The organism is Paracoccus sp. DMF (genome assembly GCF_004407025.1).
Lineage (GTDB): Bacteria > Pseudomonadota > Alphaproteobacteria > Rhodobacterales > Rhodobacteraceae > Paracoccus > Paracoccus aminovorans_B.
This window is the reverse complement of the sequence record NZ_SOKV02000039.1, coordinates 18,513-30,751: the sequence shown is the minus strand read 5'-3', so window position 1 is coordinate 30,751 and position 12,239 is coordinate 18,513. Positions and strand designations below refer to the sequence as shown.

Here is a 12,239-nt window from a genome sequence, read left to right as displayed (position 1 = left end):
CATCCTGGTCGCCGTCGGCAAGGCCGCCCCCGCATGTTCCATGGCGACGCCAGCAAACCCCTCGACCGGCTCCTGCCGATGATCGAGGGAAGGCAGAGCCCAAACAGGGCACCGGCCAGCCAATGCGGGTCCGCGAGTCTTGCTCGTTTCGAGGGCCATCTTGCTGTATCACGAAAGGCAGGCGTCCGCAGGGACCGGACGGAACGGGAGGTTGCATTGGAAGCCCAGGCGACGGCGCCCGCCGCCGACAGATCCGACCCGCTGATGCGCCAGGCAAGCGTGCTGGTCGTCGACGACGAACCGGGCATGCGCAATTTCCTGGTCAAGACGCTGCAGCCCCATTGCCGCGCGGTGCTGGAGGCGGCGGATGTCGGAATCGCCAGCGCCATGCTGCAACAGCAGCGCTTCGACATCGTGCTGCTGGACAACCGCATGCCCGGCCCGCGCGGCATCGACTGGCTGATGCAGCAGCGCAAGCAAGGCTGCGGTTCGAGGCCATCATGATCACCGCCTTTCCCGACCTGGATACCGCCGTCGAGGCGATGCGGGCAGGGGCGGCGGATTTCCTGTTCAAGCCATGCCGCGCCAACCAGGTGCTGAACGCGGTGCGGCGCAGCATGGAGCTGGCCTCGCTGCGGCGCGAGAACCTGCTGCTGCGCCATGAGCTGGACCGGGCGCGGCTGAGCCAGCGCAGCCAGCTTCTGGGCAGCTCGCCCGCCATCGAGGAGGTGCGCGACAGGCTGCGCCGCGTGGCGGGCCTGCCGACGCCGGTGCTGATCTCGGGCGGCTCGGGCACCGGCAAGGAAGAGGCGGCGCGCTTCCTGCATGCGCTCTCGGGCCGCGCCGACCGGCCCTTTGTCGCGATCAATTGCGCGACCATCCCCGCCGACATGCTGGAAGCGGAGCTGTTCGGCCATGCGCCCCGTGGCGCGGACCAGGGGCGGGCGGGCCTGTTCGTGTCAGCCGAGGGCGGGACCGTCTTCTTCGACGAGATCGCCGAACTGCCCAGGCCGGCGCAGGCGGCGCTGCTGCGGGTGCTCGACAAGCAGACCATCCGCCCGGTCGGCTGGGAGCGCGAGATCGCGCTGGACCTGCGCTTTGTCTTTGCCACCGGCAAGACGCTCGCGGCCGAGGTCGAGGCCGGCCGCTTTCGCGAGGACCTGCTCTTCCGGGTGAACGTCCTGCAGATCGAGCTGCCGCCGTTGAAGCTGCGCGGCACGGATACCATCGACCTGGCCGCCTTCTTCATGGCCGGGCTGGCCGCGGAACTGGGGCTGGAGCCCTTGCCGATCGATTCCCAGGTGCGCGCGGCGCTGCTGCGCCACCCCTGGCCGGGCAATATCCGCGAGCTGCGCAACTTCATCGAACGGTCGCTGATCTTCGGCCGCTTTCCGCTGGAGACCCTGGGGCCGGCCACGCCCCGGGACGTCGAGCCGCTGGATGCGGTGCAGCGCCGGCACATCCTGCAGGCGCTGCAGCTGGCCGGCGGCAACCGCTCGCGCGCCGCGGACTGGCTGGGGGTGTCCCGCAAGACCATCGAGCGGAAATGCGCGCGCTGGGGGCTGTAAGCGGCGATCACGCCGCGGGCAGCCAGATGCGGAAGCGGCTGCCGGTCGCGTCGCTCTCGACCGTGATGCTGCCGCCCTGGCGCTCGACCAGCCGGCGGCAGATCGACAGGCCCAGCCCGGTGCCGCCCTTGCGGCCGCGGCTGGTGACGAAGGGCTCGAAGATCTGCCCCAGGATCTCGGGCGGGATGCCGGTGCCGGTGTCGGAAAGCTCCAGCGTCACGCCGGGCGCGCCGTCGAAAGCCGCGTCGCGGCTGGCGATGCGGATCTCGCCGCCCTCGGGCATGGCGTGGATGGCGTTGGCGATCAGGTTCACCAGCACCTGCTGCAGCGCGACCCGGCCGATCCGCACCCTCTGCGTCGAGCGCAGGTCGTGGCGCATGGCGACGGTGCCGCGCGCCAGCATGTGCCGGACCAGCGGCTCGCATTCCGCGACCGCCTGCATCGGATCGGTTGCGGGCTCGCCCTCGCCCGGCTCGTCCATGCGGGCGAAATCCAGAAGCCGCGTCACGATCTGCGAGATGCGGTGGATCTGTTCGTCGATCAGCCGCAGCTCGGTTTCCGCCGGCTGGGCGGCCGGGCCCAGGATCTCGCGCAGCACGTCCAGGTTGCCCTGGATCACCGCCAGCGGGTTGTTGATCTCATGCGCAATCCCGGCCGAGATCTCGCCCAGGGCGGCCAGCTTTTCCGATTGCACCAGCTGATGCGTGGCGGCCTCGAGTTCGCGCACCGCCTGGCGCAGGGCGGCGGTGCGTTCCTCGACCCGCAGGTTCAGCGCGTCGTTCCAGGCGCAAAGCTGCCGGTCGCGATCCTGCAGCTGCGCCAGCAGCCTGTCCAGCAGCATGGCAAGGCCGGCGATCTCGTCCGCGCCGCGGGTGACGCCGGTGCGGGCGGAAAGGTCGCCGCCGCGCAGCCGGGCAAAGGTCTCGGCGATCTTCTCGAGCGGGCGGAAGATGCTGCCCGCCCATCGCAGGAACACCGGCACCGTGACCAGCGCCACCAGCAGGAAGGCGGCCAGGACCAGCAGCACCGTGCGGCGCTTGGCCTCGGCGAAGGGGCGTTCGAGGATGCCGACATAGATCATGCCGATGCGCTGGCGCGCGCTGTCCTTGACCGGGGCATAGGCCGAGATATAGCGGTCCTGCAGCACCTGCGCCCGGGCCAGCCAGACCTGGCCCTGGCCCAGCACCCGGTCGCGCACGATGGCCGAGGCCCGGGTCCCCAGCGCCCGCGCCCCGCCCGCCACCGTGACATTGGTCGAAATGCGCATGTCGCCCAGAAACAGCGAGACCGTGGCATGGGCGCCCGGCGGCAGGGTGTCGGGGCGATAGATCAGCTCGTTGATGCGGTCGATGACGGACAGGTTGCGGTTCAGCAGGATGCCGCCGACCATGATCGCCGGCGCGCCGGTGCCGGGCTGGCTGGCCGCGACGATCGATTGGACGACCATGCCGCGGGTCTCGGTCTGCTGCGGCTTCTGGCCGGTGGCATCGACCATGACGATCTCGGCCCGCGCGGCAAGCCCGGGCGAGATGGCGTGAAGCTCGGCTTGGTCCAGGACCTCGATGAGGTTGCGCGCCCCCCGCGCCGGGGCCGGGCCCGGCCCATGCAGCGGGTGCGCCCCCCGCGGGCTGGCCGCGACCATGCCGCCGGCCGGGCTGACCAGGTAGAGATAGTCGAGCCCCAGCCGCACCCGATAGACGTCCAGCAAGCCCGGCAGGTCGGCGCTATGGGCGAATTCCTCGGAACGCGCCAGCATCTCGATCCGCTCGCCGGCGGTTTCCAGGATGTTCTGCAGATATTGCTGGGCGATGGTCAGGTCGCTGTTGACCTTGGCGGTCAGCAGCCGGTCGAACTTGAGCGACCATTGATGCATGGTGATGCCCAGGAACACCGGCAGGATCACCAGCACCGGCAAAAGCGCGATGGCGAGCAGGCGGTAGCGCACCGAATGACGCCAGCGGCGGGTCGCCTCAGCCATTCCAGTCCGCCAGGCGCCGGTCGATGGTCTTGCGCGAGATGCCCAGCCGCGCCGCCGCCGCCTCGCGGTCGCCGTCCAGCGCCGCCAGCGTGCCCATGATCGCCCGCCGCTCGATCTCGGCCAGGGTCTGGCCATCGCGGCGGCCCAACGGGGCGGCCAGCGGCGGAAAGCGGCCCAGGATCAGCGCGCGCTCGACGGCATTGCGCAGCTCGCGCACATTGCCGGGCCAGTCGTAGGTGGCGAGGTTCGCCCGCACCTCGGCGGTGATCGGCACGGGCCGCATGCCAAGCTGCCGGGACAGGATGGCCATGAACAGATGCACCAGGTCGAACAGGTCCGGCCCGCGTTCGACCAGCGTCGGCATGGCGATATGCAGCACGTTGATGCGATAGAGCAGATCGGCCCGCAGCCGCCCCTCGGCCACCGCCTTGTCGAGATCGGTATTGGCGGCAAAGATCAGCCGCACATCCACCGGGGTCTCGCGCTCGGACCCCAGCGGCCGGATGCGGCGATCCTCGATGGCGCGCAAGAGCTTGGCCTGCAGCCCGACGGAAAGCTCGGCGATCTCGTCCAGGAACAGCGTGCCGCCGCGCGCGGACATGAACAGCCCCTCGCGGTTCTGCTGGGCGCCGGGGAAGGCGCCGCGGATATGGCCGAAAAGCTCGGTCTCCAGCATGTCCTGCGGGATGGCGGCGCAATTGACCGGCACGAAGGCATGGTCGGCGCGGTCCGACAGCGCGTGGATCATCCGCGCCGCCACCTCCTTGCCGGTGCCCGAGGCGCCGGTGATCAGCACCGAAGAGGGCGTGGCGGCGACGCGGGCGATCACCTGCCGCACCGCCTCGATGGCCGGAGAGCCGCCGACCAGCTCGCTGCGCAGCCGGTCCTGGTCGAGGCTGTTGCGCAATTCCTGGCGCAGCACCAGGTTTTCCCGCCGCAGCCTCTCGCCCTCGAGGCAGCGGGTGATGCCGTTCAGCAGCTGGTTGGTGCGAAAGGGTTTCAGCAGGAAGTCCGAGGCCCCGGCCTGCAGCGCCTGGATGGCGGTTTCCATGTCCGCAAAGGCGGTCATCAGGATGGCGGGCGGAAAGAAGCCCAGCCGCCGCTGCTCGGACAGCCAGTCGACGCCGCGCTGGCCCTCCATCAGGTTGTCCAGGATGACCAGGTCGAAGTCGGTCTCGGCGATCAGGGCGCTGGCCTCGGCGGTATTGGCGGCCAGGCGTATGGCGCGGCATTTCGGGGCCAGGATCCGCTCGAGGAAATTCCGCATGCCCGGCTCGTCCTCGACGACCAGGATCGCGGCCTGGGCGATCACCGCGCCGAACGCGCCTTGCGTGTCGGGCCTTGGGTCGGTTTCTGCCTGCATCACACCCCCCCAAGAAAACACAGTCGCATTCCCCCGCCCGGCTTGGCAAGCGTCCGGCTCTTGCCGGATGGACCCGCGCGGGGCGCAGGTCAACGGACAAGCTGTCCGGGTGCGGCGGACAGGTTGTCCGTTGATGCGTCCCGGTGCCACATGCGGGGACAGATTGTCCGGGCATGGCGGACATATTGTCAATTGATATCAATAGCCTGATCTGGCCTCATCGCTTTTCACGCGCATCCGCGACCGCGAGCCGCACGCCGGAAGAGGAGCCGGCGGCATCGCGCGCGCCAGGTCGCATGCCCAGGGAGGAACAACACATGACGGATCTTCAGGAAAGCTGGACAGAGAGCGGCGCTTCCGCCGGCCTGCTGTCCCGAGACCGCACGATCGCCAAGCCCGGCTTCAACCGCTGGCTGGTGCCGCCCGCCGCGCTGGCGATCCACCTGTGCATCGGCATGGCCTATGGCTTCTCGGTGTTCTGGCTGCCGCTGTCGCGCGCCATCGGCGTCAGCGACCCGGTGAACTGCGAGGGCATGAGCCTGGTCTCGGCGCTGTTCACCACCAGCTGCGACTGGCGCATCGCCGATCTGGGCTGGATCTATACGCTGTTCTTCGTGCTGCTGGGGTCCTCGGCCGCGATCTGGGGCGGCTGGCTGGAAACCGCGGGGCCGCGCAAGGCCGGCGTGGTCGCGGCCTGCTGCTGGTGCGGCGGCATGGTCGTCTCGGGCATCGGGGTGATGACGCACCACCTTTGGCTGATGTGGCTCGGTTCGGGCTTCATCGGCGGCATCGGGCTGGGGCTGGGCTATATCTCGCCGGTCTCGACGCTGATCAAGTGGTTCCCCGACCGGCGCGGACTGGCGACCGGCATGGCGATCATGGGCTTCGGCGGCGGCGCGATGATCGGCGCGCCGCTGGCCGACCGGCTGATGAACCATTTCCAGTCGGCCCATGAGGTCGGCGTCTGGCAGACCTTCTTCGTCATGGCGGCGATCTATCTGGTCTTCATGCTGGCCGGCGCCTTCGCCTATCGCGTGCCGCCGGCCGGCTGGAAGCCCGAGGGCTGGCAGCCCAAGACCTCGACGAAACAGGCCGCGATGATCACCCAGCACCACGTCCACCTGCGCGACGCCCACAAGACCCGGCAGTTCTGGCTGATCTGGCTGGTGCTATGCCTGAACGTCTCGGCCGGGATCGGCGTCATCGGCATGGCCTCGCCCATGCTGCAGGAGATCTTCGCCGGCCATCTGATCGGCCGGCCCGACCTGGACTTCACCCGGCTCGACACCGGGCAGAAGGCCGCCATCGCCGCCATCGCCGCCGGCTTCGCGGGGCTTCTGTCGCTGTTCAACATCGGCGGGCGGCTGGGCTGGGCCTCGGCCTCGGACCGGTTTGGGCGCAAGAACACCTATTTCGTGTTCTTCATCCTGGGCATCGCGCTTTACACCCTGGCGCCCAGCGTGGCGCATTCCGGCAACCAGGTGCTGTTCGTGGCGATGATCTGCGTCATCATCTCGATGTATGGCGGCGGCTTCTCGACGGTGCCGGCCTATCTGGCGGATGTGTTCGGCACGCAATTCGTCGGCGCCATCCACGGCCGGCTGCTGACCGCCTGGGCCACGGCGGGCATCGTCGGGCCGGTGGTGGTGAACTATCTGCGCGAGGCGCAGATCGCCGCCGGCGTGCCGCGGGCGCAGGTCTATGACTACACGATGTATATCCTGGCCGGCTTCCTGGCGCTGGGGCTGGTCTGCAACCTGCTGGTGCGGCCCCTGGACGAGAAATGGTTCATGGAGCCCGAGAAACTGGCGGCCCTGCAGGCGCGCGAGCACAAGACCGCCGAGGTGCGGAGCGGCTCTTTCGGCATCGACCGCGGCCGCTTCGACCTGCCGGCGCTGCTGGCCTGGGCTGCGGTCGGCGTCCCGCTGGCCTGGGGCGTCTGGATGACGGCGCAGAAGACCGCGGCGCTGTTTCACTGACGGCCGGGTGGTGCGGCCGGCGGCAGCGCCGGAAGGCCGGGCCGCACCGAAGAACTGCCGAAGCAGCGCCTCGAACATGAAGAAGCTTGTGCCACCTTGGTGGTGATCACGGGAGGTCTCGATCGCCGAGTTTGACCTGCACGCGGCGCGCCACATCCATGGTCGCCGCCCGCTGGGCCTTTTCCCGCCCGCCGGTTTGGGCTTTCCTTTCCCTCAAGCCAGCAGGAGATTCGTGATGCCGCCCATCGCCAGCCAGCCCGCGGACGCTTCCTTGACGGCGAATGCGATTTTCCTGACGCTGTCGCTGGACCAGGGCGAGGCGGCCCTGCAGGCCTTTCGCGGCCTCTGCGCCGACCTGGCGGGGCTGGTGCGCGCGGTGGGCTTTCGCAACCCTGCCGCCGGGCTCAACTGCGTGATGGGGATCGGCCATGCGCTGTGGCAGCGCCTCGGGATGGGCGCGACGCCGCAGGACCTGCACCCGTTCCGCGCCCTCTCGGGCGTGCATCGCGCGCCAGCGACGCCCGGCGACATCCTGCTGCACATCCGCGCCGCGCGGCCCGATTTCTGCTTCGAGCTCGCGCGCCAGCTCATGCTGCGGCTGGGCCCCGTCACCACGCTCGAGGACGAGACCCAAGGCTTCAAGTTCTTCGACAACCGCGACCTGCTGGGCTTCGTCGACGGCACCGAGAACCCCGAAGGCGCGGCACGGACCGAGGCCGTGCTGGTCGGCGACGAAGACCCCGCCTTCGCCGGTTCGAGCTATGTCATCGTGCAGAAATACCTGCATGACCTCGCGAAATGGGAAGCGATGGGCGTGGCCGCGCAAGAGCGTGTCATCGGCCGCCACAAGCTTTCGGACATCGAATTCCCCGATGCTGAAAAGGCCAGCTCGGCCCATAACGTGCTGACCAACATCAACGACGCGCAGGGCAACCAGCTGCAGATCCTGCGCGACAACATGCCCTTCGGCAGCCCCGGCCGGGCCGAGGCCGGCACCTATTTCATCGGCTACGCCCGCGAGCCGGGCCGTATCGAGACCATGCTGGAGAACATGTTCATCGGCCTGCCGCCGGGGAACTACGACCGCATCCTCGATGTCTCGACGGCGGTGACGGGCGGGCTGTTCTTCGTGCCGACCGTCGATGTGCTGGAGCGAATCGGCGCCGGAGCGCCCGTGGCGCAGGCCGCCGCGCCGGCCCCGGCAGCCGCGGCGCCGCCCGACGGCTCGCTGGGCCTGGGATCCTTGAAACGCCAGACTGGACAGGGGAACTGACATGGACAATCTCTATCGCGAACTGGCCCCGATCAGCAGCGCCGCCTGGGCGCAGATCGAGGAAGAGGCCGCGCGCACGCTGAAACGCTACCTGGGCGCGCGCCGCGTCGTCGACCTGCACGGGCCCGAGGGCTTCGCGCTGTCCGCCGTCGGCACCGGCCACCTGAAGCCCGCGCCGGCGCTGGCCGAGGGCGTCGCCTGCCACCGGCGCGAGGTGAACCCGCTGGTCGAGCTGCGCGTGCCCTTCACCCTGACCCGCGCCGCCGTGGACGACGTGGCGCGCGGCGCCAACGACAGCGACTGGCAGCCGCTGAAGGACGCCGCGCGCCAACTCGCCCTGGCCGAGGACCGGCTGGTGTTCCATGGCTATCCCGAGGCCGGCATCAAGGGCATCCTGCCCGAGACCAGCAACCCGGCCGTGCCCCTGCCCGAGGATGTCGCCGACTACCCCGAGGCAGTGGCGCGCGCGGTCAGCGCCCTGCGGCTGGCCGGGGTGAACGGGCCCTATGCGCTGGTGCTGGGCACCGCGGGCTTCACGGCGGCGAGCTACGGGGCCGAGGACGGCTACCCGGTGCTCAAGCACCTGGAAAAGCTGGTGGATGCGCCGGTAGCCTGGAGCCAGGCGCTGCAGGGCGGCGCGGTGGTGACGACGCGCGGCGGCGATTTCGACCTGTGGCTGGGCCAGGACATCGCCATCGGCTATCTGTCGCATGACGCGCAGACGGTGACGCTGTATCTGCAGGAAAGCCTGACCTTCCAGATGCAGACCGCCGAGGCGGTCGTGGTGCTGGAGGCCTGAGGCGGCGATGATCCGGCGCTCGCAGCCCAGCCTGCGCGACATCCTGTTCACGGTGCATGGCTCGATCATCCCCTCGATCCTGGGCCGGCTGGCGGCGATCGGGGCGGTGTCGCTGGTGGCGGTGCTGGCGGCCGGGCTGCACCCGGGCATCTTTGCCACGATCAGCGCCTTTCCCTTCACCCTGATCGGCATCGCGCTGTCGGTGTTCATGAGCTTTCGCAACGGCACCTGCTACGCCCGCTGGTGGGAGGGGCGGCAGCTCTGGGGCCAGGTGCTGACCGGCTGCCGCGGCCTGGCGCGGGCCAGCGCCGGCCTGCCGCCCGGCTTGCGCGAGCCGCTGTTGCGCGGGCTTTGCGCCTTTGCCGCCGGGCTGGCGGCGCGGCTGCGCGGCCGGGACGAGCGCGTCGCCATCGCCCGCTGGCAGCCCGACCTGGCGCTGGCCGGCCGGGTCAACCCGACCGACGCGGTGCTGCGCGAGGCCGGGGCGCGGCTGGCGGCGGCGCTGGGACCGGGCGGGCTGGACCCGATGCGCTGGTCGGTGCTCGAAGGCTATCTGCATGCGCTTTCGGCGGCCCAGGCCGGCTGCGAGCGCATCGCCACGACGCCGGTGCCCTTCGCCTATTCGCTGCTGCTGCACCGCACGGCGCTGGTGTTCTGCCTGCTGCTGCCCTTCGCGCTGGCGGGGTCGCTGGGCATCTGGACGCTGCTGCCGGTGCTGCTGGTGGCCTATACCTTCTTCGGCCTCGACGCGCTCGGCCACCAGCTCGAGGATCCGTTCGGCCAGACCCCCTATGCCCTGCCCCTCGACACCCTCGCTCAGACCGTCCAGCGCGAGATGATGGAGGCGATCGGCGCCAGCCCCTGGCCCGAGCCGCTGGCGCCGGACCGGCACCAGCTCATGTAGGGCCGCGCGGCTATTTCACCCGCGTCCAACGGTGGGACTTACACAATGGCGCGACGATACACCCCTTGACGTTCAGGGTTTTGCCGTCGAGTTGCATCGTGGACTTGTAGGTCTTGTCGGCGCCCGGATCCCAGATCGTGCCGCCCGAGAACTTGCCGCCGCCGTCGTCGCTCATGCCGGCGACGATGTTCTTGCCGGTATGGGGCGAGGCGATTTCCTTGCCGGACTTGTCGAAGCTTTTCACTAGCTTGCCGCAATATTTGCCGCCGCAGTCATAGAACTGCACCATGCCGATATTGCCTTGGTCATTGGCTTGGGTCTGGAAGATGCCGTCGATGCCCTCGGCCTGGGCCGCGCCTGCGGCCAGGGCCAGCGCGGCGGCGATTGCCAGTGTCCTCATGATGATTCCCCCTCCCCGGGGCATGGTTGCCGTGGGCCAGCATGACCGGCGCCGCCCGGCCCGATCAAGAATGACGTGAGGTCGGCGATGATCTTCCGCCGAATCCGGCCGGGCCCTTTCGGTTTGCCGCGTCCTGTGGCAAAGGGGCCGCGACCCAACAGGAGAGATGCGATGATCCTCTATCCCGCCATCGACCTCAAGGACGGCAATTGCGTGCGCCTGCTGCGCGGCGACATGGAGGCGGCCACGGTCTTCGGCGCCGATCCGGCGGCGCAGGCCCGGGCCTTCCAGGATGCCGGCGCGGAATGGCTGCATCTGGTGGACCTGAACGGCGCCTTCGCCGGCAAGCCGGTAAACGCGGCGGCGGTCGAGGCGATCCTGGCCGCCATCTCGGTTCCGGCGCAGCTGGGCGGCGGCATCCGCGACATGGCGACCATCGAGGCCTGGATCGAGCGCGGGCTGTCGCGCGTCATCCTGGGCACCGTCGCGGTCGAGAACCCGGCCCTGGTGCGCGAGGCGGCCATGGCCTTTCCGGGCAAGATCGCCGTCGGCATCGACGCCCGCAAGGGCCGCGTCGCGACGCGCGGCTGGGCCGAGGAGACCGATGTGACGGCGACCGACCTTGCCCAGCGGTTCGAGGACGCCGGCGTCGCCGCGATCATCTATACCGACATCGACCGCGACGGCGCCATGCAAGGCCCGAACATCGCCGCGACCGAGGCCCTGGCGCGGGCGGTGAACATCCCGGTCATCGCCTCGGGCGGGGTCAGCTCGATGGCCGATCTGGACGCGCTGCGCGCGACCGGCGTGATTGCGGGTGCGATCTCGGGCCGGGCGCTCTACGATGGCGCCATCGATCTGGCCGAGGCGCTGCGGGCGCTGGCGTAAGGGGGCGGCATGCTGAAGACCCGGGTGATCCCTTGCCTGGACGTGGCCGATGGCCGCGTGGTCAAGGGGGTGAATTTTGTCGACCTTCGCGATGCCGGCGATCCGGTCGAGGCGGCGCGCGCCTATGACGCCGCCGGCGCGGACGAGATCTGTTTCCTCGACATCCACGCCACGCATGAAAACCGCGGCACCATGTTCGACCTGGTCACGCGCACGGCGGAAGCCTGTTTCGTGCCGCTGACCGTGGGCGGCGGCGTGCGCAGCCACCAGGACGTGCGCGCCCTGCTGCTGGCCGGCGCCGACAAGGTCAGCTTCAACTCGGCCGCCGTGGCGAACCCCGACGTGATCGCCGAGGCCGCCGACCGGTTCGGCAGCCAGTGCATCGTCTGCGCCATCGACGCCAAGACCGTGGCGCCGGGCAAATGGGAAATCTTCACCCATGGCGGCAGGAAGCCCACCGGCATCGACGCGGTCGAGTTCGCCATGACCGTCGCCGCCAAGGGCGCGGGCGAGATCCTGCTGACCAGCATGGACCGCGACGGCACGAAATCCGGCTTCAACATCCCGCTGACCCGGGCCGTCGCCGATGCGGTGAACGTGCCGGTCATCGCCTCGGGCGGCGTCGGCGCGCTGGAGCACCTGGCCGAGGGCGTGCTGGAAGGCCATGCCAGCGCCGTGCTGGCGGCCTCGATCTTCCACTTCGGCACCTTCTCGGTGCGCGAGGCCAAGGAACACCTGGCCGCCGCCGGCATCCCCGTGAGGTTGGCATGAGCGGCGGATTGCAGCGCCTGGCCGAGACCATCGAGGAGCGCAAGTTCGCCGATCCCGACACCAGCTGGACGGCGAAGCTGCTGGCCAAGGGCCCCGAGAAATGCGCCGAGAAATTCGGCGAGGAGGCGGTCGAGGCCATCATCGAGGCGGTCAAGGGCGACCGCGACAAGCTGATCTCGGAGGCCGCCGACACGCTTTACCACCTGCTGGTGATGCTGGCCGCGCGCAATGTCACGTTGGCCGAGGTCGAAAATGAACTGGATCGCCGCGAGGGGCGTTCGGGGATCGAGGAAAAAGCGTCAAGAAAGTGACACGC

Annotated in this window: 12 protein-coding genes; 9 read left to right on the top strand and 3 right to left on the bottom strand. The window is 69.7% G+C overall.

The features are described from left to right. The first annotated feature begins 33 nt into the window (after nt 1-33). Together E3D03_RS21335 and E3D03_RS16270 are read left to right on the top strand one after the other, a co-directional pair. On the top strand, nt 34-504 hold the full coding sequence (locus E3D03_RS21335; protein WP_318013753.1) for a response regulator: 471 nt from the start codon (nt 34-36) through the stop codon (nt 502-504). Then, nucleotides 501-1,568: a sigma-54 dependent transcriptional regulator gene (locus tag E3D03_RS16270; RefSeq protein WP_318013752.1), complete on the top strand. Its 1,068-nt coding sequence runs from the start codon at nt 501-503 to the stop codon at nt 1,566-1,568. Before E3D03_RS21335 ends, E3D03_RS16270 begins: the two co-directional genes overlap by 4 nt. A 7-nt stretch (nt 1,569-1,575) precedes the next feature. Here E3D03_RS16270 and E3D03_RS16265 read toward each other — a convergent pair whose 3' ends face one another. Together E3D03_RS16265 and E3D03_RS16260 are read right to left on the bottom strand one after the other, a co-directional pair. Next, nucleotides 1,576-3,546, bottom strand: a complete 1,971-nt coding sequence (locus E3D03_RS16265; RefSeq protein WP_263567817.1) for an ATP-binding protein — start codon at nt 3,544-3,546, stop codon at nt 1,576-1,578. Beyond that, the gene (locus tag E3D03_RS16260) at nt 3,539-4,909 is read right to left on the bottom strand and encodes a sigma-54-dependent transcriptional regulator (protein WP_263567816.1); all 1,371 of its coding nucleotides are present in this window, start codon (nt 4,907-4,909) and stop codon (nt 3,539-3,541) included. The genes E3D03_RS16265 and E3D03_RS16260 overlap by 8 nt, the downstream gene beginning before the upstream one ends. Before the next feature lie 317 nt (nt 4,910-5,226). Here E3D03_RS16260 and E3D03_RS16255 point away from each other — a divergent pair, with 317 nt between their 5' ends. The 4 genes from E3D03_RS16255 (at nt 5,227) to E3D03_RS16240 (ending at nt 9,864) form a co-directional block, all read left to right on the top strand. Further along, on the top strand, nt 5,227-6,888 hold the full coding sequence (locus E3D03_RS16255) for an OFA family MFS transporter (protein WP_263567815.1): 1,662 nt from the start codon (nt 5,227-5,229) through the stop codon (nt 6,886-6,888). 235 nt (nt 6,889-7,123) lie between these two features. Then, entirely contained in the window at nt 7,124-8,161 is a 1,038-nt protein-coding gene (locus tag E3D03_RS16250) for a Dyp-type peroxidase (protein WP_263567814.1), read from the top strand. Between the two features lies 1 nt (nt 8,162). Beyond that, nucleotides 8,163-8,960, top strand: coding sequence for a family 1 encapsulin nanocompartment shell protein (locus tag E3D03_RS16245; protein WP_263567813.1), 798 nt, complete (start codon nt 8,163-8,165; stop codon nt 8,958-8,960). Nucleotides 8,961-8,967: 7 nt separating this feature from the next. Beyond that, a complete protein-coding gene (locus E3D03_RS16240) occupies nt 8,968-9,864 on the top strand; it encodes a bestrophin family protein (RefSeq protein ID WP_263567812.1) in 897 nt (298 codons plus the stop codon). Nucleotides 9,865-9,874: 10 nt separating this feature from the next. Here the strand turns inward: E3D03_RS16240 and E3D03_RS16235 are convergent, their stop codons facing one another. After that, nucleotides 9,875-10,264: a DUF2147 domain-containing protein gene (locus tag E3D03_RS16235; RefSeq protein WP_263567811.1), complete on the bottom strand. Its 390-nt coding sequence runs from the start codon at nt 10,262-10,264 to the stop codon at nt 9,875-9,877. A 171-nt stretch (nt 10,265-10,435) separates the two neighbouring features. Between E3D03_RS16235 and hisA the strand changes: the two genes are divergently transcribed. From hisA to E3D03_RS16220, 3 genes are read left to right on the top strand one after another with little or no spacing between them, the layout of a single operon-like run. Next, on the top strand, nt 10,436-11,152 hold the full coding sequence (hisA, locus tag E3D03_RS16230; protein ID WP_263567810.1) for a 1-(5-phosphoribosyl)-5-[(5-phosphoribosylamino)methylideneamino]imidazole-4-carboxamide isomerase: 717 nt from the start codon (nt 10,436-10,438) through the stop codon (nt 11,150-11,152). A gap of 9 nt (nt 11,153-11,161) precedes the next feature. Continuing rightward, nucleotides 11,162-11,923, top strand: a complete 762-nt coding sequence (hisF, locus tag E3D03_RS16225) for an imidazole glycerol phosphate synthase subunit HisF (RefSeq protein WP_263567809.1) — start codon at nt 11,162-11,164, stop codon at nt 11,921-11,923. Next, complete coding sequence (locus tag E3D03_RS16220) at nt 11,920-12,234, top strand: phosphoribosyl-ATP diphosphatase (protein WP_062563286.1); 315 nt, start codon at nt 11,920-11,922, stop codon at nt 12,232-12,234. The genes hisF and E3D03_RS16220 overlap by 4 nt, the downstream gene beginning before the upstream one ends. Nucleotides 12,235-12,239: the final 5 nt, after the last annotated feature.

Excerpts from the sequence above, each read along its gene's own strand:
- E3D03_RS21335 (WP_318013753.1), top strand. The coding sequence starts at position 34 with ATGTTCCATGGCGACGCCAGCAAACCCCTCGACCGGCTCCTGCCGATG.
- E3D03_RS16270 (WP_318013752.1), top strand. The coding sequence starts at position 501 with ATGATCACCGCCTTTCCCGACCTGGATACCGCCGTCGAGGCGATGCGG.
- E3D03_RS16265 (WP_263567817.1), bottom strand. The coding sequence starts at position 3,546 with ATGGCTGAGGCGACCCGCCGCTGGCGTCATTCGGTGCGCTACCGCCTG.
- E3D03_RS16260 (WP_263567816.1), bottom strand. The coding sequence starts at position 4,909 with ATGCAGGCAGAAACCGACCCAAGGCCCGACACGCAAGGCGCGTTCGGC.
- E3D03_RS16255 (WP_263567815.1), top strand. The coding sequence starts at position 5,227 with ATGACGGATCTTCAGGAAAGCTGGACAGAGAGCGGCGCTTCCGCCGGC.
- E3D03_RS16250 (WP_263567814.1), top strand. The coding sequence starts at position 7,124 with ATGCCGCCCATCGCCAGCCAGCCCGCGGACGCTTCCTTGACGGCGAAT.
- E3D03_RS16245 (WP_263567813.1), top strand. The coding sequence starts at position 8,163 with ATGGACAATCTCTATCGCGAACTGGCCCCGATCAGCAGCGCCGCCTGG.
- E3D03_RS16240 (WP_263567812.1), top strand. The coding sequence starts at position 8,968 with ATGATCCGGCGCTCGCAGCCCAGCCTGCGCGACATCCTGTTCACGGTG.
- E3D03_RS16235 (WP_263567811.1), bottom strand. The coding sequence starts at position 10,264 with ATGAGGACACTGGCAATCGCCGCCGCGCTGGCCCTGGCCGCAGGCGCG.
- hisA (WP_263567810.1), top strand. The coding sequence starts at position 10,436 with ATGATCCTCTATCCCGCCATCGACCTCAAGGACGGCAATTGCGTGCGC.
- hisF (WP_263567809.1), top strand. The coding sequence starts at position 11,162 with ATGCTGAAGACCCGGGTGATCCCTTGCCTGGACGTGGCCGATGGCCGC.
- E3D03_RS16220 (WP_062563286.1), top strand. The coding sequence starts at position 11,920 with ATGAGCGGCGGATTGCAGCGCCTGGCCGAGACCATCGAGGAGCGCAAG.